The organism is Pantoea rwandensis, from assembly GCF_002095475.1.
In the GTDB taxonomy this organism is placed as follows: domain Bacteria; phylum Pseudomonadota; class Gammaproteobacteria; order Enterobacterales; family Enterobacteriaceae; genus Pantoea; species Pantoea rwandensis.
In genome coordinates this window covers 338,767-363,640 of record NZ_MLFR01000001.1, presented here as the reverse complement: position 1 = coordinate 363,640, position 24,874 = coordinate 338,767, and the positions used below count along the sequence as shown (strand labels likewise).

General features: G+C 56.5%; 6 protein-coding genes and 1 pseudogene. 4 read left to right on the top strand and 3 right to left on the bottom strand.

The annotated features are described in order from the left end of the window. Nucleotides 1–449: 449 nt before the first annotated feature. Together HA51_RS27390 and HA51_RS01625 are read right to left on the bottom strand one after the other, a co-directional pair. Nucleotides 450–1,910: pseudogene (locus HA51_RS27390) on the bottom strand (beta-ketoacyl synthase N-terminal-like domain-containing protein); the annotation flags it as partial. Nucleotides 1,911–1,967: 57 nt separating this feature from the next. Beyond that, the gene (locus HA51_RS01625) at nucleotides 1,968–14,333 is read right to left on the bottom strand and encodes a non-ribosomal peptide synthetase/type I polyketide synthase (protein ID WP_139810610.1); all 12,366 of its coding nucleotides are present in this window, start codon (nucleotides 14,331–14,333) and stop codon (nucleotides 1,968–1,970) included. A gap of 279 nt (nucleotides 14,334–14,612) precedes the next feature. On the opposite strand from HA51_RS01625, the gene HA51_RS01620 reads away from it, so the two are divergent. Genes HA51_RS01620 through HA51_RS01610 form a run of 3 tightly spaced genes read left to right on the top strand, consistent with a single transcriptional unit; the run spans nucleotide 14,613 to nucleotide 22,553 of the window. After that, nucleotides 14,613–20,036 (top strand): non-ribosomal peptide synthetase, encoded by a 5,424-nt coding sequence (locus HA51_RS01620; protein ID WP_158087347.1) that lies wholly within the window; start codon nucleotides 14,613–14,615, stop codon nucleotides 20,034–20,036. Then, nucleotides 20,033–21,061 carry an HlyD family secretion protein gene (locus tag HA51_RS01615; RefSeq protein ID WP_158087346.1) on the top strand — a complete coding sequence of 343 codons (1,029 nt, stop codon included), beginning with the start codon at nucleotides 20,033–20,035 and terminating at the stop codon, nucleotides 21,059–21,061. The genes HA51_RS01620 and HA51_RS01615 overlap by 4 nt, the downstream gene beginning before the upstream one ends. Then, nucleotides 21,051–22,553 carry a DHA2 family efflux MFS transporter permease subunit gene (locus HA51_RS01610; protein ID WP_084931507.1) on the top strand — a complete coding sequence of 501 codons (1,503 nt, stop codon included), beginning with the start codon at nucleotides 21,051–21,053 and terminating at the stop codon, nucleotides 22,551–22,553. Before HA51_RS01615 ends, HA51_RS01610 begins: the two co-directional genes overlap by 11 nt. On the opposite strand, the gene HA51_RS01605 is transcribed toward HA51_RS01610, so the two are convergent. Further along, nucleotides 22,546–23,313 (bottom strand): arylamine N-acetyltransferase family protein, encoded by a 768-nt coding sequence (locus HA51_RS01605; protein WP_084931506.1) that lies wholly within the window; start codon nucleotides 23,311–23,313, stop codon nucleotides 22,546–22,548. The genes HA51_RS01610 and HA51_RS01605 overlap by 8 nt on opposite strands. A 36-nt stretch (nucleotides 23,314–23,349) precedes the next feature. Here HA51_RS01605 and HA51_RS01600 point away from each other — a divergent pair, with 36 nt between their 5' ends. After that, entirely contained in the window at nucleotides 23,350–24,843 is a 1,494-nt protein-coding gene (locus tag HA51_RS01600; protein WP_084931504.1) for an aminotransferase-like domain-containing protein, read from the top strand. The last annotated feature ends 31 nt before the right edge of the window (nucleotides 24,844–24,874 follow it).

Below are 24,874 nucleotides of genomic sequence, written 5' to 3'. Positions count from 1 at the left end.
AGGGCACTCACATAGTGACAGTGTAACGCATCAACACATCGGTTCTCTTCATCTAATACGCTGAGGTCCAACTCAGCACTCAGCGTATTGGCTTGGTTATGACCAGCCTCGATGACAGTCAGCCAAGGCGATTTTGCTTCGCTTACAGCCGCACGCGGCGGTACACAGAGTTCGCCTTCAAAAGGTGCAACCGGAAGCAGTGAACGACGTGCAGACTCTGCAAACAGCCTCTGCCAGTCAGGTTTATCGGCAGATAATTGCTGCTGCCAGCCCTGACGCTGTGTTTCACTGAGCGCAACCGCTTCGGCAACATACATCGTCTTAGCGGCATCACCTTCGGGTACTTCGAGAAGATCCAGTAACTGGGCTAACCAACCATCGGCATCTCTGGCGAGCAACAACACGCGGCACGGGAATAGCGAGCGATGGTAAAGGGAGGTCGCCGCATATTCATTAGTCGAAAAACCGGGTTCACGATCGCTCAGGCGAGCAGCATGTTGTTGTGCCAAGGCTCGCAACGCCGAAGGCGTGCGGGCAGAAAGCAGCAGCGGATAGACCCCAGCCTGCGACGGCGGGTTTTGTCGCACAGGCGCACTTTCCAGAATGGTATGGGCATTACTGCCGCCAATACCAAAGGCGCTGACTGCTGCGCGATGCCAGCCATGTTTGGGCACGGGCCAAGGTTCAAGATGGGTCGGTACGCGAAACGGCGTTTTGCTGAAATCAATGGCCGGGTTTGGCGCAGAGAAATGCAGCGTCGGGGGAATTTGCTGCTGCCACAGCGCCAGACTGGCTTTGATCAGGCTACCGACGCCTGCTGCCGTATCCAGATGCCCCAAATTACTTTTAAGTGAGCCAATGGCTGCCTGGCCTGCAGTCGGTGAAGCAGGCGACCAGGCTTCCGTAAGCGCGGCGATCTCCAGCGGATCACCCAGCGGTGTGGCGGTGCCATGAGCCTCGACCAGTCCGATCGTGTCTGCGCTAACGCCAGCAATCGCTAGCGCATCCTGAATGACTTCTCGCTGTCCACTCAACGAGGGGGCGGTAAAGCCGGCTTTATCACTCCCGTCATTATTAGTGGCGGTGCCGCGAATGACCGCCAGAATGGCATCGCCATCTTCAACGGCACGATCGAGACGCTTCAGCAGCACGACGCCCGCGCCATTTGCGACCAGCGTGCCATCGGCGTCTGCTGAGAATGGCCGACAGTGGCCGTCACGGGAAAAAATCATGCCCTCGCGATGGAAGTAGCCCGCCTGTTGAGGGAAGCTTAGGCTGGCACCGCCAGCCAGCATCATATCTGCTTCTCCACTGGCGATGGCTTCACAGGCTAAATGGGTGGCAATCAGTGAGCTTGAACAAGCGGTCTGCACGGTGTAGGCCGGTCCACGCAGGCCCAGTTTATAGGCAACGCGCGTCGCCAGATAATCTTTGTCATTCCCCATCAGTTTCTGGAACGTCGCGGGGGTAACGATATTTTGCGCATCGGCCGCCGTGGCGGTTTGCCAGGTACTCATGCGGCAACTGCCAATCACACCGACACGATCCTGTAATGTATTAGGCTGGTAACCCGCCATTTCCAAGGCTTCCCAGGCACACATCAGAAACAGGCGCTGCTGCGGATCGATACTCTCGGCTTCCTGGCGCGAGTAACCAAAGAACTGCCACTCAAAACGCTCTGCATTCTCGATCACGGAGGCCGCGGGAACAAAATCCGAACGCTGAAGCAGAGCGGGGTCGACACCCGCAGCCGTTAAGGCCGCCGCATCGAAACGAGAGATCAGCTCTTCACCATCGGCGATGCGTCGCCAAAACTCAAACAGTGAGTTGGCCTGCGGGAAACGACATCCTGCGCCGATAATCGCAATGGGCAGCGTGTCGCCGTAATGTTCTGCTAATGAGTCGGTCATCATGTTTCTCTTTTCTCTTGGTTGAGCAGGCGCGCCAGTCATGACGCGTCTGATTCATTAACGTTGACGTTGGTGACGGCGGCGCTGACGTGCCTGTAAGCGCAACTCACCGCTGCTGCTCTCTTGCATCACTGGGCTATTGCCCGGCATTAACCGAGCCGCTAGCGCCTGCGGTGTTGCCGCGTCAAAGAGCGTGACCAGCGGGAAGTCGATTTTCAGCTTCTGCTGCAATTGCTGACGTAGGCGGATCAAATGCAGTGAGGTCGCGCCAGCTTCAAAAAAGTTGCGCGTTGGTGACACGCTGCTTTCGCCGGTGATCTGGCTCAGCAATGCACAAATCTGCTGGGTTAATCCCTCGTCGGCCTGCGACGTGATGGCTGCGACTGAAGATGTCACGGCTACAGATTTTGGTTTCGCAGTCTGCTGCTGGACTTGGGCCGGAAGCCAGGTCGCGACATCTTGTTGCCAGGACGCTTCATCGCCCGCCAGACGCTGTAGGATCTGCTGGTAGTGATTGAAGAGTTCTTGCATTAATCCATCCGGGAACAGCGCATCCACGCAGTCCCAACTGAATGCCAGCGAACCATGGCGTTCAACGACCTGGTGATCGATCCACACCTGCGGTGTCTGGCTCACGCTCCAGCCAAACTCGCCTAGCCAGTCAGCCGCCACGCTGGCGTCGCTGCCCCGGTTATCCACGCCTAATCCGCTGGTAAACACCACGGGCATCGCCATTGCATCCACCCGACCAAAACGTCGTGCGGCTTCGCGTAATACCCGGACGGCAGAGACGTCGCTATGACTGAGATCGCTACCGAGCTGTTGTTGCAACGCTTGTGCGTGCTGCACGAATGAGGCTGGATGGCGGTAATCACAGGCCAGCAGACTGAGGGAGGTGAAGTCGCCGACCAGTGACGCCATTTGCGCATGGACATCGGGACGTTGGAATTGCGTGAGGTTGAGCGTGAATTGTTGCTCGGTACTCCAGTTCGCCAGCACGTAACCCCAGGCCGTCAGCAGCAGTGCATTCGGGGTAATGCCCGCTTGCGCGGCATGCTGGCGTAACTGTTGCCACTCCGTAGGTGCCAGCTGTGCCTGATAGCGCGTGAAGAGAGGCTTCACGCGTGTCAGTGCCATCTCGTTAACCGGCAACTGCGGGGCAGGAGGTAAGGTATCGATACGGGAAAGCCAGTAGTCGAGAGCACGTTGCCAGGCGGGCTGCTGTTGCCACTGCGGTTGCGACATCACGTAATCACGGAAGCTGATCTCTAGTGCAGGCAATTGGTGATGAGGCGAACGCGCCAGCAGCGCCCATTCAGACAGCAACATCACCATTGAGCGGCCATCGCAAATCAGATTATCCAGACTGACGCACAGACGCAGGCGCTGGTTATCTAACTGAGCAGCATGAAGGGTAAACAGCGGCCATTGGGTGGTGTCATGCACCTCATGACCGAGTTGCTCTCGCGTCTCTTGTTCCCAAACGTGGCGTTCGTCTGCAGAGGCCGACCGTAAATCGACACAGGACAGCGGGTAGTCAGGCACCTGCGACAAAATGCGCTGATAGCCCTGATCGTCAATCACCGCGCGTAGCATCTCATGGCGATGAATAAGCTGTTGCCAGGCGTGTTCAAGTGCAGCAGCCGAGATGTCAGTCACCTCGATTTCAACATAAAGATGCGTTGCCACGCCGCTCAACGGCAGACCGCTTTGACGGCCAATCCAGTACGCTTGCTGTACATCGGTGAGTGGGAAGGGCTGCTCGCGCTGCGTAGGATCGACGATTAAGGTTAATGCCTGCTCTTCACCTTGCGCTGCTGCACTGACCAGCGCAGCAAACTCCGCAAATCGCGCGGCGGTAAAGAGATCGCGTAAAGCAACCTGGCGCTGCAGACGGTGGCGTACTTTTTCTACCAGACGCACCGCCATCAGGCTGTCGCCTCCGGCCTCAAAGAAGTGGCTTTCAGCAGCAGGCCATGCACCGCCGAGCAGTTCACTCCAGATCTCGGCAAGCAGCGCTGTTTCGCCGTGCCATTCTGTGCGTTCTGTACGCAATACCGTCCGCTGTGATTGCGGTCGCGGCAGCGCGGCGCGGGCCACTTTCCCGGTCGGGGAAAGCGGCAGGGCATCCAGACAGAAGAACTGTTGCGGGATCATGTAGCCGGGTAGCTGCTGGCGCATGACGTCTATCAGTGAGGCAGGACTGAATTGCCACAAGGTGTGTGGCATTTGCGCCACAATCAAGTGGAAGCCACTGTCATCACTGGTACTAAGCGTTTCGCAGGTAGCAAAACCTTGTTGCAGGCAGAGTTGTTGCCATTGTACCGCGCTCAGCAACGGCAGTGATTCAACCGCGCGTAGGTCATCAAAGTGACTGTATCCCCCCTCCAGCAGCGCAACGGTCGCCAGCTGGAACGGACTATTGCGCGTCATTTCTGCGGCCCACAGGCTACCGCCCGGTAACAACAGATTTTGCAGGTGTGCTAACAGCTGCGGCAACGCTTTGCTGCGGTGCAGGGCATTGAAAGCGACCACCATATCGACGCGCGGTATATCACTGAGTGGCTGTTTGTCGATATCAAGCGTGCTGAATTGCAGTTGATGATATTCATCCGCCGGGAGCCGCCGCTCGGCCTGCTGGACCAGCAAGGGGGACGCGTCCGTGAAGTGGTACTCGACGGCAATGCCTTTTAGCGCCTGTAACAGTGACTGGCTGGACACGCCGCTTCGACCACCCAGTTCGAGAATACGCGGCGCACGTCCTGTGCGGTGATTGAAGGCTTTGACCGCTTCAGCTAATGCAGCGATCAGTGATGCATTAAGCGGATGGGCCTGAGTAAGCTGCTCAGGTGAAAGACCATCGTCATCGCTATAGAAGAGTTCCAGCGCATTTTTCTCTCCACGTAGCACCTGTAAGCGTTCGGTGGCACCCTGTTGCAGTCGGATCAGCGCCGCTTCAGGAAGGCCGAACATCGCGGCTTGCTGGGCCAGCTGTGGCCAGGTTGGCAATGCATTTTGCGTCAAAGCCTGCCAGCGGCTCACCAGCGTCGTAAACTCCGCACTGGCAGAGAGGAGCGCGTCACCTGCCGCGTCCAATACATCCGCGATAGCACGTAAACCTAGCTGATCGATCAGCTGCCAGAACAGCGTCAAAGATGAGGTGGACGAGTGACGGGCCAGCGGGGAACGCGCCGCCTCAAGTTGCGCTTGCCAGTCAGCAGGGCTGACTTCCGCGATCAGCGCCTGATGGGCCTGCTGCGTATTTTTATGCAACACCAGCCATGCGGCGAGGCGCTTCTCACCCCGCGCTTCGCCCAGCGTATCAACCACCGCTTCTTTTACTGCGGCATGCTGCAACAGCACCGATTCAATTTCACCCAACTCGATGCGGTTACCCGCAATTTTGACCTGGAAGTCGCGGCGACCTAAGAATTCCAGTGTGCCATCTTTCCAATAGCGAGCCAGATCGCCTGTGCGATAGAGGCGTTGCTCGCCGTGAGTGATAAAGCTCTCAGCGGTGCGCTGTACATCGTTTTCATACCCTGCGGCCAGCCCTGCGCCGGAGATGTACAAATCACCCGTGACGTAGTCGGGACGATCGCGTAGTGCGTCATCCAGTACGTGATATGCCTGGTTAGTGAGGGGATAGCCATAAGGGATCGCGCTCCAGCTGCTCTCAACCTGCTCCACGGCAAACCAGTTTGACCAGATTGACGCTTCCGTTGCACCACCCATCGCCACCAGCTGTGCCAGCGGTGCCGCATGTTGTAGGCGAGCCGGTAAACTCAGCGGGATCCAGTCACCACTCAGCCATACCTTGCGCAAAGCGGCCAGAGGCTGCGTATGATGTTCTGCTTCGCTTAACAACAGATCCAACAGCGCGGGTACAGAGTTCCACACGCTAACTTGTTCCTGTTTTATCCAGTGCAGCCAACGCGCCGGATCGCGAATCGCTTCCGCTTCAGGCAGAACCAGTGTGCCGCCCGCGGCGAAGGTGCCATAAAGGTCATATACCGCGAGATCGAACCAGAGTGACGAGAGGCCTAACACACGATCTGACGCATCAACACCAAAGCGCTGGTTTACGTCCAGCACCGTATTGACGGCGCCTCGATGGTTGATCAACACCCCTTTTGGGGTCCCGGTCGAACCTGATGTGTAAATAACGTAGGCGGCATCGTCAGGATGATGGGTGCGCATGATGACCTCATCAGAAGTCACCGGTGCGGCGGCATCAACCACGACGCACGTGGCGTACTCGCTAAAGGCCGCGAGATTCTCTGGTTGCACTAACAGCACGCGAATCGCGCTACCCTGCAGGATCGTGGTCAAACGGCGTGCAGGCGTATCATCGGCGAGAGGAACCCATGCTGCGCCAAGTGACTGAATCGCCAGACAAGCGGCGATCTGTGCCGCCCCTTTATGCATAACCACGGCCACGCGGTCGCCATGGGTCACGCCCAGCGTTTGTAGCTCAAGGGTAATCCCCTGGCTCCAGCGAGCTAAGGCTTGATAACTCCAGCGACCTTCAGCCGTCACCAGTGCAGGGGCCGCTGGCGTGCAGGCCACCTGACGCCAGAACAAGCCATCCAGCGTCATCTCGCTCAGGGGCTGTTCAGTGGCATTGATCTGTTGGCGAACCTGCAACTGGTCAGCGGGGAGCAGTGCGGGGAGCGGTGCATGCCAATCAAGACTTTCCCCCGCGAGTTGCTCAAGTAGCTGTGCGTAAGCGCTAAACATCGCTTCAGCTACACCAGGGAGAAACAGGTCATCCACCATGTCCCAGTTGTAAACCAGCGCACCTTCCTGCTCGCTGGCTTGATGATCCAACCACACCTGAGGAGTCTGGCTTAAACCATAGCGGATCTCACCGAGTGGGATTTCCGCTGCACCCTTGGTCGGATCGCTAACGCCCAGTTGACTGGTAAACACCACCGGCATACTCACCAGTGACTGCTGCTCACGACCGCGATTCCATTCTCGCAGCACATCAACTGCGCTGAACTGACGATGTTGCAAACTCTCCAGCACTTCGCCGTTCACTCGGAGTGCCTGTTCAGCAAAACTGAGCTGTGCCGGATTATCCAGTGCCAACAGCGTGACAGCGGTGAAATCGCCGACCATGCGCTGTACGTCTTCGTGACTCCCCAGTCGATCAAAAATGGTGAGATTGAGACAGAACTGTGGCTCGCGACTCCAGGCGGCAAGCACCTGTGCAAAGGCGGCGATTAACAGCGAAGCAGGGGTGATGCCCTGCTTGGCGGCACGTTCACGCAGGGTTTGCCATTTCTCTGCCGACAGGGTCTGCTGGCGGCGTGTGAAACGGGGATGCGTCTGCATCAACCGATCGCTCTGCAGCGGCAATTGTGGTGCGGCTGGAAGTGTCGGCAAACGCGCCAGCCAATAGTCGCGGTCTTCCTGCCAGTGCATCAGTCTTGTGCCTTGGCGGTCCTGCCGAGCCAATACGTAATCGCGGAACGTCAGGGTAAAAGGTTCCAGCCCCGCGGCATGCATATCGCCTTGCGCGCGGTACAACGCCACCAGCTCTTCCCACAGGATCTGGCTGCTGGTCGCATCATTGATCAGCATGTCGATACTGATATAGAGACGGCTGCCGCCACTGGGGAGTCGCGCCAGACGCAAATCGAACATCGGCCAACGGTCACAGGGGAGTACCTGATGTGACAGCGTGTCACGACACTGCTGGCTGGCGTGCTCGGCCTCCTCAGCTGAACAATCTTGCAGATCCAGTACCTGAATACGGTACGGCGGCACTTCACGCAGTACGCGCTGTTGTCCACTCTCTTCAATAATGAGTCTGAGGGCATCATGGCGCTCAACCAGCAGATTCCAGCAGCGCTCCAGTCGCGAGATATCCAGTGGTTCGGCGGCATCAGCCTCCAGATAAGCGTGGCACGCCACGCCGCCAAGCGCGTAGTGATCCTGACGGCCAATCCAGTATGCGTATTGCAGTTCAGTGAGTGGGAACGGCAAGAAACGGCCCGGTGCATCGTGCTGTAGCAGCACTTCCGCATCCATGGCGCTCTGTGCGGGTGCCACATAAGGCAGCTGGGTTTTCAGGTAGTGCACCAATCGTGCAGGTGTGCTGTGCTCAAACAGTGCTTTTAACTCACAACGGATACCCAGCTGGCTCTGGCAACTGCGCGCAAAGTCCATCACTAAAATCGAGTCCATGCCCAATGCCAGCAACTCAGCATCGGGTTCTATTGATTGCGGCGACATACGCAAGGTACGCCCCAGCTCGTTGCGTACGAAGTGTTCAATCGCCAGATGTTGTGCTTCCGCCGATAGCTGAGTCAATTCGCTCAAATCAGGCGCTTCTTCCATCGGCAGCGCCTGGGTTTGCTGTTCGAGGCAGCGGCGGAACAGGTGTGTCGGATGGTAGAGGCCAAAGAGGGGCACGAATTTGCCCCAGTCAACCTCAGCCGCCAGCCAGACAGCCGCATGGGCGTTTGCGCGTTCGCCCGCGGCAAACAGGCGGTCGAGGGTGGCCAAGTAGCGGGACGGTGACTGACGATAGATACCCGCGATACGCAGATAATTCAGCAGCGAGGCATCGACTTCTGACATGCCCGCGCCGCCACTCCATGGACCCCAAGAGACACTCATGCCCGGCAAGCCGAGATGACGTCGCTGGCGCATCAGTGCGTCTTGCCAGGCATTGGCCGCGCCATAGTGAATCTGTAAGCGGCTGCCCCACACACCGGCAATGGAGGTAAAGCAGACGAACCAGCGGTGCGCACGATGACGTGTGGCGCGATCCAACAGCGCCGTGCCGGTCATTTTCGCGCTGGTGACCGCGTGATAGTCCTCTTCGGTAATTTCCTCTAGCGGATTAAAACGGCCCACGCCTGCGCAGTGGAACACTCCGGCTAATGGGCGTTCAAGTGCATCGATACGCTGGAACAAGGCATCAACCTGCTGTGGGTTGCTAATATCAGCTTCAGTGCAGAACAACTCTACACCCCTTCCACGCAGCCAGTTCAGCCAAGGCTGCCAATGGGAGCCAGGCGGCTTGCGACCGGACAGCACCAGATGCCGTGCTCCGTTATCCACCAGCCATTCGCTGATATAACGTCCGAGTGCGCCCCATGCGCCCACCACCAGCACGGTTTCTTCGGAGGAGACGTTGAATGATTGTTCAGTGTGCAGGAGTTCATCCTGAACGGGCGTCAGGCAGGGCCGTAGCCACTGGTTGTCGCGCAGCATCAGGGCATCATCACTGCCGAAATGGGCGGCGGCGCGATGCAGAGCCGCAACGCGCACCTCTGCTGTGGTCAGTCGCGAGACATCCAGCAGCAACCATTTGCAAGCCGGATATTCGATGGCGAGCGCGCGCGCGGCACCCCATGCAGCAGCTTGATCGGGATCGCAACCCTCATTCGCGGTGGCTTGTGCCTCCTCACTCAGTACCAGAATACGCAGTGCGACATTCTGTTTTTGCAGCTGTTTGAGGGTGGCGATCAGTGGCCAGACATCGCTTCCTGGGAGGTAGACAGCAACATCGCCCTCGCGCCAGTTTGCCTGGATAGCAGCGCTGTTAGGGCACCATGCCGCAGTCAATCCCTTGCCGGTGAAGGCGGGTAATAAGTCGGTGGCCAAGGGTTCTTCGCCGAACAGCCAATAGCGTGCGGTTGAGTTATGGTTTTCTGCGAGATCCAGCGTTTCCCATTGTTGGGTGTAAAGCGGTACCGGTTCCGCGCGGCTGTGTGAAGGCTGTGGCTGCAGGGGAAGCGGCTCACGCGGTGCATCGCCATCGTACTCCAGCCACCAGGTTTGTCGATGGAACGGGTAACGCGGCATCTTACGCGGCGAGAGCATGGGTGAGGAGAAGGTAGCCGCCTGCGGATCATCCCAGTGGAAATCGACGCCCTGCAGATAGAGTGTCTGCATCGCTTCACGTAGCGTCAGCACTTCATGGGCACCCCGTCGCAAGCTGCCCACCACACTGATGGGATGCGAAGCGGGGTGTTGTAACAGGTGACGCTGTGCCAGCGCAGTGAGGATGCTGTGCGGCCCAATCTCCAGTAAGAGGTCGCACTGCTCTGCCATATGGTCTAAAGCCGGCCAGAATTGTACCGGCTGACGCGCATGGCGACGCCAGTAATCCGCATCTGCTGGTTGGGTAAGTGCTTCACCTGTCATGGTTGAAACAAATGGAATAGATGGTGTTTTGCTGGCGACCTGGCGACAGGCTTGCTGCCAGTCCTCCAGCATCGGATCCAACAGCGGTGAGTGGAAAGCGTGTGACACTTGCAGGGGCCGTGCACTGATATCGTCAGCGGCCAGTTGCTGACGCAGCGTCTCCAGCAGCGTGGCATCTCCTGCAATCACTGTATCTTCAGTGCCGTTAAGGGCGGCGATAGAAATACGGGTGGCGTCAAATGTGGCCAGGCGTTGCTCGCAGGCTTCGGCGCTCAGGCGAACGGCCAGCATGCCACCGCCAGTGGGAAGAGCCTGCATGAGACGTGCGCGTGTCACAATCAGCTGTGCCGCGTTCTCCAGCGTCCAACCGCCCGCGATCACCAGTGCAGCAAATTCACCTATCGAGTGCCCGGCGATGGCAACAGGCTGCACGCCGTAGCATTGCCACATGCGTGCCAGTGCATACCCCACGGCAAAGAGCGCGGGCTGTGTCCATTCGGTCTGATCAATGTCACGCCATGACGGATCATGTAGATGGCTGATCAGCGATTCACCCAACCAAGGGGCCAGTGCCTGGTCAGCTTCGTCCAGAGCCTGGCGAAACGCCGGTTCTCGCGCGTAAAGTTCACGCGACATACCAGCATATTGCGCGCCCTGGCCGGTAAACAGGAAGCCGACGCGAGGTGCCTGCACGATGGCCTCGGCAGTAGGGGCTTGTTGAAGCTTGGCACGTAACTCAGCGGCGTCATGCGCGACCACTGCCAGACGCAACGGATGGTGATCACGTTGACGCGCCAGACTAGCCGCAACCGCATTCAGTGGTAATGCATCGTCCGGTTGCTCAATCCACTGTTGGCGTATCTGTTCCAGTGCCTCGGCGGAGCGGGCGGAGAACAGGCAGAGCTGTGGCTGTTGGTCTGCTACCAGCTCAGTTGTTGTGCGGTGTGGCGCTTGTTCCAGGATGACATGTGCAAGCGTGCCAGCAAAGCCATATGACGTCACACCCGCACGCCTTGGGGCTGCGCGTTGTGGCCATGGCTGATTTTCGCTGGGAATCGCCGCTGGGATGCTGGCAAGGTCAATCAACGGATTGAGTTGTTTTAAACCGGCATGCGGTGGAATCGTCCCTTTCTCTAACGCCAATACAGTTTTGACCAAACCCGATGCCCCAGCAGCGGCTTCAAGATGGCCAATGTTGGTCTTAACCGAACCCAGCCAGAGTGGATCACATGCCTGCCTTCCGTTAAACACGGCTGCCACCGACTGATACTCGATGGGATCGCCCAGACGCGTACCGGTACCATGCAACTCCAGATAATCAATATCGTCGGGTTTCAGATTCGCACGGACTAATACTCGCTGAAGCAGACGACGCTGCGCCTCACCGTTAGGGGCTGAGAGGCTGCTACTGGCACCATCCTGGCGCACCAGGCTGCCACGGATTACCGCACGAATATCATCGCCTTGCGCCAGCGCCTGAGACAGCGGTTTGAGCAGGAACGCGACGCAACCTTCGCCGCGCACATATCCATCGGCTGCGGCGTCAAAGGTTTTACAGTGTCCATCAGCAGCCAGCATGCCGGCTTTATGCAGCACTTCATCCACTTCTGGCAGCAGTTGCAACTTCACACCTGCCGCCATCGCCAAATCGCACTCTCCCAGCCTCAGCGCCTGACAGGCCATATGCAACGCACTGTGTGAAGACGAGCAGGCGGTATCAACGGCAACCGACGGACCTTCCCAGCCATAAAAGTAGGAGAGTCGACCACAGGCTGCGGCAAAGGAGTTGCCAGTGCCGTAATAGGCATCAAGATGGCTCTTTTCGCCGGTAATAAACGGCAGGTGCGAATAGTCGCCGGTGCCAATGCCGACGTAGACGCCGACATCGCCGCCTTTAAGCTGGGAAGGGCGTAACCCCGCATCTTCCAGTGCGTGCCAGCTCACTTCCAACAGCATGCGCTGTTGCGGATCGGTGTTAATCGCTTCACGGGGTGAAAGGCCAAAGAAACTGGCATCAAAGTCTGCAGGGTTGTTCAAATAGGCACCGAAACCTGGAATTGCCTCACTCCGCCGGAAGCGCTCAATTGGCATTGGGCGGATGGCAGATGCCCCTTCTGAAAGTAACTGCCAGAAGGCGTCATCATCCTGTGCTTCTTCGCCTTCGGCTCCCGGTAAGCGGAAGGCCATGCCGATAATGGCGATAGGCTCGTCAGCAGTTATTCTTTCGGGTTGTTTCGCGTCGTCTGGGCTTGAAGAGAGTTTGCCTTTTATTCGAGCTGCCAGTGCCTCCGCACTTGGCGCTTCATAGAGATCGCCCTCTTGAAGCGTGACAGCATAGTGCTGACGAATGCGTGCCATCAGTGTCGTGGCGCCGAGTGAATCCAGGCCATAACCGAACAGAGAACGTTGTGGGTCAATGTGACGCGCGGCGACGTTGCCCAATAACACGGCCACTTGTTGTGTCAGCCAACGTGTTACGTCGCTATTGGCCTGTGATGACGGTGCGTTGTCAGATTGTTGCGGCAGCAGACGATGTAGCTGATCTTGCAGCAGTGCCTCGCGCAGAGCGTGGCGGCGTACTTTGCCGCTGGTTGTCCTCAGCAGTGTGCCTTTGCGCAGCGGTATAATTTGCCAGGCGGTAAGCTGATGCTCTTCGGCAATGCGCTGTCGCACGGTATCAATCAGCTGAGTCAGCTCCTCGGGCTGCGATCGCTGGCACTCCAGTACCACGACCAGCCGTTCGTCATCCTTTTCAGTGGCAGGCAGTGAAAATGCGGCTGCGCCATCGCTAACCGCCAGTGGGTGGGCGGCGACCGCAGTGGCTTCAATATCGTTCGGGTAATGGCACTCTCCACGAATGATGATGCTGTCTTTCAGCCTTCCAGTGATAAACAGCTGTCCTTGGTGCAGGAACCCCAGGTCGCCTGTACGCAGCCAGTGATGATCGTCACCTGCGACCCTGGCCTGAAAGGTGTGCTTTGTTTCAGCATCACGCTGCCAGTAACCACCGGCTACTGCCGCACCGCTGAGCCAGATTTCACCCACTTCATTCTGGCCACAGAAACGCGCTTCGTCAGGCTGCACAATACGTAGCTGCTGTTGACCAAAATCGTTGCCGCAGCCGACGTAACGGCGCGTATTCGGGCCAGGAGCGGCATGAATAATGACCTCATTGCGCAGCAGCGCGTCGCGGTCAATATCCAATAGCACTGGCTCAGGAGCGCGATTGCCGGCAGCGATCAGTGTGGCTTCCGCAAGGCCATAGGAGGGCTTAATGGCGGAGAGTGCCAGCCCGCAGTCGGCGAAGCGCTGCCAGAAATTCATCATCTGCTGTGCCGAAACCGGTTCAGCAGACGGCACCAGACTCTTCACGCTGCTGAGATCAATATGGGTCAGGCGATGTGGTTCACGCTCGGCGGCGTCAAGGCAGCGCTGTAGGGCAAAGTTAGGGCAGGGTAAAACCGTAGCGTGATATTCACTGGCCAGTTCCAGCCAGCGCAGCGGGTCTTGCACAAAGGCGACCGGCGGCAGATATAGCGCAGTGTTGCCATACACCAACGGCGAGAGGATGCCCATAATCAGGCCCATATCGTGATAAAGCGGCAACCAGCTGGCCACCACACAGCCTTCATCAGGTAGGGTCAGACAGGTAAGGAACTCAAGGTTGGCCAGCAAGTTGGCATGACGATTAATGACCCCTTTGGGCTCACCGGTTGAGCCAGAGGTGTATTGCAGGAACGCCAGCGTGGTCCCCTTAATATCGGGTGCAACGTAGCTTATGTTCTCGGAGAGTGTTTCTTCATCGGTTAACACGCAGCCGAGTTTGAATTTAGCGGTAAACGCTTGTAAAGCCTCAGCAGAATCCTGGGCGATATCGCGCCCGGTGAGAATCATCTGTGGCTGGCAGTCCTGTGCTATCGCTTCCAGTTTCCCCAACACACGTTTTACGCGGGCGGCGCCAGAAAGGTTGACCGGCACCGCGACGATCCCTGCGTAGAAACAGCCCAGCAGCGAAATGACATAGTCGAGTCCAGAAGGATGAAGAATCAGCGCCATGGCGCCGGGATCAGCCTGCTGCTGAAGTCTGGCGGCCAGCGTTCGCGCTCTGGACGCAACTTCAGCAAAGGTCAGCGATTGCATCTGACCGTCGAGAGAGAGAAAACGCAGCGCGGGGCGATCCGGCGTTTTTTTCGCATGTTGATCGATCGCTGCCGTCAGCGTGTTCCAGCCATAGCTTTTCTGGCGTTGCTCAGCCATTTTAACCTCAAACGTTAAGCGTTTATTAATATTACCGCTCACGTCACACCAGCAAAAAAATCAACCCTGCCAAAACATGGATTCAAAAATGGGCATTTAAACCCAAAAAAAGTAAGGACTATGATGATTTATCGTAAAATTTTCAGTTGCAACCGTAAATATAATGATTATCATTTGCAACATTATAAATAATTATATTTGAAAATTGCATAAACAATCCTAATGAAACCCTACGATGTGAGCGGTTAATTCTCACGCGTTTCTATGGCTGGAGCCGTTATGAATGGGGAAAGAGTTGCGAATGAAAAGGTGCTGGCGCTGATCGCCAGCCAAAAAAATCACGGTGATTGCGATGTCCTGCTGCTGCACTGTGATGCGATACCCACAACCTGTTCAGTGCGAGAGCAGTTGCGTCAGCAGGCGACACGTTACACGCGTGCTGTCAGTTCACGTTTGGCACAACTGACCCTGCGCAAACGCGATCCGCTAGCCGATTGGCAGCAGGTTGATATTCACAACGCGCTATCGCGGCAGCGTATCAGCCAACCGGGATTTGATTGGGTGATTCTGCCCAATTCTGCCAGTGAAACCGCATTGTGGCGTGATGTGCTTAAGCCGGGTGGCTGGTTGCTGTATGACAACGGTGACGACTGGCTATGCTGGCGCAATGAGCGCGGCAGTGAACCTTTCCCCCTTACCGACATCCAGCATGCTTACTGGCTTGGCCGCACGCACACGTTAGCGTTGGGCGGCATCAGTTGTCATGTCTGCTTTGAGTGGCGAATCGATAATTTCGATATTGCACGCTTCGAACAAGCCTGGAACAACGTCATTACTCGACACGCCATGATGCGCGCCTGCGTCAACGATGATGGTTTGCAACATATCCTGCCAGAAGTGCCCTGGTACACTATTCGCGTCAGTGACTGGCGCGACGATGCCCCTTCTTTACAACAGCAAAAGCTGCTGGAAAAACGTGGGCTATTGAGTGAGCAAGTGCTTGATGCCAGCTGTTGGCCGCTGTTTGACTTGCAGGCCACGCGCTTTAGCGACCGTGAAACCAGGGTGCATCTGGATCTCGACCTACTGACTTTCGATGTGCAAAGTTTTCACATCGTGCTGGCGGAACTGGAGAGTAATTATCATCAGCCTGAGCGCCAATTGCCGCCGCTTAACTGGACTTTCCGCGACTATCAGTTGGCAGAGGTTCGTGATAAAGCGTCGCTCGGCTGGCGTAATGACCGCGATTGGTGGCTGGCACGGCTTGATGAAATTTCACCCGCACCGATTTTGCCGCTGGCTTGTCAGCCAGACCAGTTAACTAAACCGGAATTTCGCCGTTTGCAGCGCCGTGTGGACAGCCAACACTGGCAGCGTCTCACACAGCATGCTGCGCAGGTCGGCGTAACATCTTCTGCTATGTTGCTGGCTGTGTTTAGCGAAGTGTTAACGGGCTGGGCGGAGTCAGGGCGTTTCACCCTGAACCTGACGCACTTTAACCGCCATCCCTGGCATGCGGATGTCGCTGAGATGGTCGGTGATTTTACCGCCGTGCTGCTGCTGAGTGTCGATTGTAGCCAGAGCATGCCGTTTGCTGAACGCGCACAGCGCATTCAGCAGGCGCTGCGTGAGCGACTGGCTCACAGTCGCTTCGGTGGCATCGATCTGTTACGTGAAAAAGCTAAACGTGACAGCCTGAGCGAAAGCACGCTAATGCCGGTGGTTTTCACCAGTTTGCTGGGAATGGATCTGGATCGCCTGGTGGAGGGGGCCAATCTGCTTGGCGAACCGGAGTGGCTTTACACGGCCACGCCACAAGTGTGGCTTGACCATCAGGTGATGGTGCGCAAAGGCACGCTGGAATATAACTGGATTGTGATTGATAACCTGTTCCCCGCAGGCATGATTGACGAAATGTTCAGGGTCTATGGCGAGCGGCTGGATGCGCTGTGTCACGCTGAAAACTGGCAGCAACCATTGGGCGATCTCCTGTCATCGCAGCAAGCGGTAATACGTCAGCAAGTAAACCACACGCATCAACCCTTGCTACTGCAGCCACTCCATGCCGGTTTCTTCCAACAGGCAAAACTGCGACCTGAAGCCTGTGCTCTCATCACAACGAATGGCACGTTTAGCTATGCTGATTTGGCTCAGAAAGCGTTGCAGGTGGCCGCTGCACTCAATCCATTCAAAGTCGAAAACCATCCGGTAGTGGTTTCCTTGCCGAAAAGTGCCGAGCAAATTATCGCCGCATTGGGTGTGATGGCCGCCGGTGCGATTCTGGTGCCTGCTGCATCTGACTGGCCACGCGCTCGATTGTTGCAGATTATCAACAATGCTGAAGCGCGAGCGGTCATTCTTGACGGCGTCGATCCTTTGTTAGCTGCAGAGGTGCCGGTGCTGATCCTTGAGGATCTCCCACCCGCTCAGGCGGCACCGATCATGCCTTCTCTCGATCAACTGGCTTATATCATCTACACATCCGGATCGACAGGAACGCCGAAAGGGGTCGCGATGCAGCATGGCGCAACAGCCAATACGCTGGCTGATCTCTGCCAACGCTTATCGCTAGGGCCAGACGATCGTGTGTTTGGTATCTCATCACTGAGTTTCGATCTCGCGATATTCGATCTTTTTGCCACGCTGGGTGCCGGAGCAACGTTGGTGTTACCGCATCACAGCGCACTGCGTGACGCCAGCGCTTGGCTGGCACAACTCACCGCACATCAGGTTACGGTGTGGAATTCCGTTCCGGCCTTAATGGCGATGCTGTTGGAGCAGGTCACTGAACAAACGCGGCTGCATTTGCGGGTGATTATGCTTTCTGGCGACTGGTTCAAGCGCGAACTGGCTGAGCGAATTGCTAACGTCTTGCCGAAGACACGTATTCTGGCGCTGGGCGGCGCAACTGAGGCCGCAATTTGGTCGAATCTTATGGATGCCACTCACTGTGATGCGCGTTGGCATGCGGTGCCATATGGCTATCCGTTAAGCAACCAGCGTTATTACATTTTGGATGAACAGGGACGCGATCGTCCGGCGGGAGTCGCAGGGGATCTCTGCATCGCTGGCGCAGGTCTGGCGCAAGGTTACTGGCGAGACAGTGCGCGCACGGAGCAAGCCTTTTTCTGGTCGCACAGACATCAGCAGCGTTTCTATCGTACGGGTGATTTGGCTCGCTATGACGACAAGGGCTGTATTGAATTCCTCGGGCGTCGTGACCGTCAAATAAAGCTCAATGGTTATCGTATTGAATTAAGCGAGATCGAACAGGCGTTGATTTCCCACCAAGCGGTCAGCAACGTTGCGGTGGATATTGTGAAGCGCGAGTCCGGTGCTGCACAACTGCTTGCCTGGGTTGTTCCTCACGGTGAAAACGCGCACTCACAGAACCCGGAGTGGCGTCAGGCGGGGGATATGGCCGCGCAACAGTTACCTTCCGCCACGGAAATCGCGTCACTTGCGGCATTTCAGGCTGAGAGTGAATCACTGGCGCCGCTGATGATTTGGCAGTTGCTGCATGAGATGGCGTTTATTGTGCCGGAAGGCTGGATGATCGAAGAAGCACGTCACAAGGCCGGTATTGCCGCGTGCTTTGGGCGTCTGCTCGGGCGTTGGCACAATATCCTTGAGGAGGAAGGGATCGTTGAGCTGCGGGGACAGCGCTGGTTCGCTGCCGACTGTGCGCCCAGCCTGCTTTCGATTGAGCAGCGCATTGATGATGGAAAAACGCGACTGGGCCGCTGCCTTGCGTGGCACGCTCAGGGGGAAACCTTCCTTCATTGGCTGTTTGCCAGCCAGCACACCATGATCGAAGTGATGCGCGAACCGCGACTGGCGAACAGCCTGCTGTTCCCCGATGGGGAAAGCTCGGTCTCAGAAGCGCTTTATCAACGTAACAAGCTGGCGGACTACCTTGGACATATTGCTGCCAAGCTGTTGCAAGCCGCGGTACAGAATAACGAGCAACCGCAGGTGTTAGAGATTGGGGCTGGCATCGGCGGTCTGACCGCCAGTACATTGCCGGCCTTTAATGCTGCCGGAACAGGACATTACTATCACACCGATGTCAGTCCGTGGTTCTCCCGCTATGCAGAACAACGATTTGGCCAATATAGCGCTTTACGCACCGGTCGTTACGATATTAACCAACCACTCGATGAGCAAGGCTGGCAACCCGCTGGATTTGATGCCGTGCTGGCTGCCAATGTGTTGCACAACGCACATCGACTTGATACCACGCTGAGTGATATCTGGCGATTATTGAAACCTGGCGGTGCTTTGATTGTGTTAGAAGCAACGCAGGATAAAGCGTTGCAGTGGGTCACGGCCGCCGCCGTGCTGGAGCAAGCGGCAGAGGACCATAGTCAGCAAGATTCACCGCTTTTAGCACGTGACGTCTGGCAGCAGGCATTTCAGCGAAATGGATTTGTTGAGGTTGGCGAATGGCCACAGGCTGATATGCCACTCGCCTTTGCCGGACAACAGGTGTTTATGATCCGTCGTCCCGCGAGTGCAACGGATGAAGTGACCTTGCAAACCAACATCCAACACCGCCTGCCGAGTTACATGCTACCGGAACAGCTGATTTTTGTGCCACGTATTCCACTGAGCGTGAACGGTAAGCATGATCTCTCCGCTCTGCCGCGCCCCACGTTGGTTAAGGAGGCGAAACAGAGTGCTGAGGGCCGTCCACTGACGCCTGCGGAAACCGAATTGGCGGGCCATTGGCAGGCGCTGTTAAGTATTGAGCAGGTTAATGCCGATGAGGATTTCTTCCGCAGCGGCGGTGATAGCCTGCTCGCCACACAACTCACCGCGCGCCTGAGTCGCCATTACGACATAAAAGTGCCTATCGGTTTAATTTTTTCTCACAGCAAACTGTGTGATATGACGCAGGCGATCGAGGCGCTAACCAGTAGAGCATTGAATTATCCGTTGCTGGCGCTTAACAGCGGCGGTGAACAGACGCTTATCTGCCTGCATGCCAGTGATGGTGACAGCGCGGCTTGGGGGCAAGTGGCTGCACGTTTGCAGCAAGTACACTGTGTTGGAGTGCAGTCGGCCGGTTTAACTGCTGATGAAATGCCGCTAAATGATATTTCTGCTCAGGCAAAGCGTGCGTTGCATGCCCTGCGTGAAGAGGGATTCAAGATGCCGTGGCATCTGGCGGGTTGGTCGATGGGAGCCGCAGTTGTAATTGAAATGGCTTGGCAGTTACAGCAGGAAGGTGAACGCATTGCTTCGCTGACGCTGGTCGATCCGCTGCCACCCCAGGCGATGCAAGCCTGTGCAGCGGATGAATACGGGTTGTGGCAGTCGATGGCGAGTCAGGCCCAGCAGCAGGAGATTAGCGGTTTCGCAGGCATGGACCGCGCGCAGCGAATGCAGGCGTGGCGCAGTATATTGCCAGCGGATTTCCAGGGGGATGACCACGCGCTGGAGCGCAGAATTGCGGTCGTACAGAGTAATGTGCAGGCGATGTGCATGGCTCCTGTTCGCCAGATCACCGATCTCACTGTCAATATCATCGCGGCTGATACGCGTGCGGTTGAGTGGGGTGATGACTTTGCATGGCTGGCACCTCAATTCCCGCAAGGCAGCGTGATTGAACGTATTGCCGATGCAAACCATTGGACATTGTTGACGCGTCCTGAGTGCAGCGATGTGCTGCAACGTATTTGTGGCGGGAGGCCGCGTTGAACAGTGAAGCGCAGGCGCGAAAGCGCGTTTTCTCTCTTTATTTACTGATTTTGCTGGTTGTGTTGGTGCTATTGATAGGGTGGTGGTGGTTTAGTTGGCGCGGTGTTGAACGCACCGATGATGCGTTTGTTGATGGTCATATCGCGCAAATTTCACCACAGCTTGCAGGACGAGTAACGTCGATCGTGGTTCAGGATAATCAGCAGGTGAAAAAGGGCGACTTGCTGTTGATATTGGACTCACGGGATAACGAGATTACGTTGCAGAAAGCGCTCGCCGCTCGTCAGGTTGACGATGCGAACCTGGCACAGGCCAGAGCCAGCCTTAGTGCTGGGCGAGCGACGCTGGAACAGAATCTGGCGAATGTGCAGCTAGCGGAAGCGAATCTGGTACGCGATCGTAGAGATCATCAGCGCTATCGTAACTCAAGCCTAGCGGTAACGGCGAGCGACCTCGACAGCAAAGCCGCCAGCGAAAAAGTCAGTGCAGCTTCATTGCTCGCCGCGCAAAAGAACGCGGATTACAGCCGGGCAGAGTTGGATAAGCTGCAGGCAGCATTAGCGGCAGCGCAGGCCACGCTAAAACAGGACGATACCACCATTGCGCAAGCCCAGTTGCAGCTCACGTATACCCGGCTTTACGCCCCGTTTGATGGTTTCGTCACCCGAAGGGATGTGGAGGCGGGCGATTATATTACCGCTGGCACGGTCATCATGCGGCTGGTGTCCACTGAAAGATGGGTGACAGCCAACTTCAAAGAGAATCAACTGCGATATATGCGTCCCGGCCAGAAAGTTCAGGTCGATATTGATGCTTATCCTGAGAAAAGCTTTACTGCTCGTGTTGATAGCATGCAGCGTGCAACCGGTTCGGTATTTAATCTGCTCCCTGCGGAAAATGCCACGGGGAACTACGTCAAAGTCGTACAGCGTGTCCCCGTGAAAATTGTTTTCGATCCGCCACTGCCAAGCGATTCACCGCTTTCTCCGGGGATGTCTGTGGTACCTGAAGTCGATGTCCGCTGAGACGCTGCCGCGGTCCGCCGCGGGCAAGCATAATCCTTGGTTGATGGCCTGCATCGCGTCTATCGCGACCTTCATGGAGGTGCTGGATACCACGGTGGCCAGCGTATCGCTCTGGCATATCTCTGCCAGTATGGGCGTGAGCTATCAGGAAGGGTTGTGGGTGATCACCAGTTATCTGGTGGCGAATGCGTTAATTTTGCCGATGAGCGGCTGGCTGGCAAACTGGTTTGGTCGCAAACGCTATTACATGGGGAGCGTGGCGCTCTTCACTTTGGCTTCGTTAATGTGCAGCGTGGCGCCGACACTAGAATGGCTGCTGCTGGCACGCGTGCTACAGGGTATAGGCGGTGGCGGCCTGGCCCCCATTGAACAATCTATGTTAGTTGATTCGTTTCATGAAAAAGCCCGCCCTAAAGCGTTTGCGCTTTACGGCGTCACCATTCTTTTTGCCCCGGCAATCGGCCCTTTAGTCGGCGGTGTAATTACCGATGCGCTGAGCTGGCACTGGGTGTTTTTGATTAATGTGCCGATTGGCATAATTTCACTCCTCCTCTCCTGGCGTTTTATTGATGAGCCACCGCTACTGCAGCAAGAGCAACGCGCACGTCGTCAGCGTGGTATACAGCTTGATTGGCAGGGAGTGTTGTTGGTCGTCATAGGGTTCGCGTCATTGCAACTTTGCCTCGATCGCTTTGAGCGCTACGATGGATTTTCTTCACCCTTTATTATTGCTACCGCCCTGATTGCGCTGATCTGCCTGAGCTTTTTACCCCTTTGGGAGTGGTTTCATCCCGCGCCGATTGTTGATGTTAAACTCTTCCGCCATCGTAATTTCACGCTTGGCGCAGCCCTGATGTTTCTGATTGGTCTGCTGGTCATCAGCACCACGCAGTTGCTGCCACAGATGACGCAAGAGTTAATGAATTATGATGCATGGACATCAGGCCTGACGCTGGGGGCGGGCGGGTTATTCATTTTGTTGTCAATGATGATAACCGGTGCTATTGCCAGCAAAATGGCGCATCAACAGTTACTGGTGGTGATTGGATTACTGCTGAGCGGCCTGGCGCTGTGGCATTTTTCCACGCTGACGCTGCAGGTCGATTTCTCGACGCTGATGTGGGCGCGGGTATTACAAATGGTAGGCATCCCACTCATTTTGATCCCAGTTGCCTCGCTTTCCTACCGCGGGTTGCCCGCAGACAAAAGCAGCGAAGCTTCTGCCATGTCAACGTTGCTGCGTAACCTTGGAGGCAGTATCGGTATCGCCTGGGTGGCAAACGCGTTACATCAACGAAGCCACCTGCATTATGAGCGCTTAAATGAGGCTGTCACTTTGCATGACAGGGTTTCCGTCAAAACCATGGCGGAAGCCGCGTGGCAGCAGGCCAGTTTTATCGCTTATCTCGATATTTACTGGCTGCTGGGGATGATGGCATTACTGGCGTGCTGGCTTCCTCTCTTGTTCCACAAGACAGCGAAGGTTAACTGACCCACAGATCAAAACGGCTTTTCAGCACATGAACAATTTCCTCTTCCGTCAATTGCTGCTTCTCAACCCCAGATGCGGTGACTGACTTCAGCATATCTCCCAGTAATATCAGCCGCCCCTCGGGGCGATGCTGAATGACCAGCAGTTTCTGAACAAAGATGGCATCAGGATGGGTGGAGTTGAGATAGTTGGCCGGAACAAAATCAACCCACTCCTGAGGTGACAGGTCGAAGCCATATTGATTGGACCATTCACCTTCCACTTTTGCTTGTAACAGGTATCCACTTTGCGCGTTATGGCTGAGTCGGAAAGTGTCGAAATCCTGCTTAATGTCGGTATCTAGCAGGTCTAAGGCCATCGGCGCGCGGATACCATAGCTACCAAAACCCAAGTCGCAAAGCCACTGACGACCTTCGACTTCAGCAACCAACGCCATATGGGTTTTGGGGCGGCGAGCCGGGTAGAACATCGGCCGTGCGGCGACAAAACGGTAGGGTATACCTAATGCTTCCAGCGCCATGGCAAACAAACCATTGACCTCATAACAGTAACCTCCGCGCCCCTGTTGCAGCAGTTTATCGGCAATGTCATCGGGAGCCATTGATACGACTTTGCCCGCCTGGACATCCAGGTTTTCAAAGGGAATCGTAAACAGTTGATGGCGCATAAGGGTGTGTAGCGTCGCGCTATCAGCGGCGATATGCCCGGTATAGTTTATGCGGTGAAGGTAACTGGAAAGATTAAAGTTATTGCTGTGCATACGGCCTCCTTGGTGTGATCGTGCCTGGCACTATAGATGGCGCTTGGCATCGTCTGTATAGTCAGATTTATTGAAAATCAGACTGTACAGAACGACATGTCCCTCTCGACCCTGCCATCTCCCCATTACCGTCGGATCGCTGATATGTTGCGAATGACCCTCGCATCAGGCGCGTTGCGAGCCGGTGACCGGATGATCTCTGCACGCAAACTTGCCGAGCGAGAGCAAGTCAGCTTGCCAACGGCGCTGGAAGCGCTTCGCTGCCTTGAGGCCGAAGGGCTCATTTTTGCCCGACCTCGCTCGGGCTATTTTGTCCGTCAGGCAGATGCCGTCCCAAGCATGCAGGTGGATCGCCAATTGTCTGGCCCGGTGCCTGTGGCGATGTCAGCCGTCGCCCGTTCTCTGTTCAGCAGTGCCGAAACCCGTCTCGTGCCCTTAGGAGCTGCGCTGCCCGATCCCGAATGGCTGCCCACGGAGGCACTGCAGCGTGCGTTGCTGGCAACGGGGCGTCGACTTGATGCGCGCGGGCAGAGCTACAGCCTGCCGCCTGGGCGGGCAGACTTGCGGAATAAGATTGCCTCGCGTGCTGCACAATGGGGGGCCCGTTTTGCAGCAGATGAGCTGGTCATCACCGCAGGTGCGACACAGGCACTGCGTCTTGCGCTCCGGGCCGTATGCCAGCCAGGCGATGCCGTTGCCATTGAACAACCCGCCTATTTCGGTACACTTTTACTGCTGGAAGATTTAGGTCTGAAGGCTTTGCAGATCCCCACCGATCCTCTTGAGGGTTTGATGCTGGAACCGCTGGCTGAGGCCATCCAACACCACCGTCCTGCTGCTGTCTTAGCCTCACCGACTGTTCAAAACCCGCTTGGTGCCAGCATGCCGGTGGCGCGCAAGCAGGAACTTGTTGCTTTACTCGCACGTGCGGGGATCCCGTTAATCGAGGATGACGTCTATGGTGATCTGGCTGGTGAGGGGCAACGACCTCCCGCTTGCAAGGCGTTCGACCGGAGCGGAAATGTTATTTACTGTAGTTCGTTGTCCAAAACGCTTGCTCCGGGCTGGCGGATCGGATGGATTGCGGCCGGACGCTACCACGCGCAGGTGTTGCAGGCTCGTATGGCCGGAGAGTGGGCCGGCGCGCCACTGCTGGAAGCGGCGATGAGTGAGGTTCTTTCCAGCGGCGATTACGATCGCCATCTACGACGACTGAAGTCACGGATTGCTGAAGGGGTGAAAGCGGTGATTGCAAGGGTCGAGGCGAGTTTTCCGCCAGGTTCACGTGTGGCGATGCCAGCCGCCGGATTCTTGTTGTGGGTCGAGTTGCCACAACCGATTAATGCACTGGAAGTGCATCGTCGTGCGCTAGCGTTAGGTATTGGCGTCAGCCCTGGCCCGCTGTTTTCGCCAGCGGCAGAACTCCAGAATTATCTACGGTTAAACTGTGCGAACGAACCCACGCCTCACTTATTGAATGCGGTGGGGCAGATTGGCGCGCTTTGCCATGAACTGGTCAGGGTAGGGTAAGCTATTAACCTGCACCCCAGTTTGAAGTCTG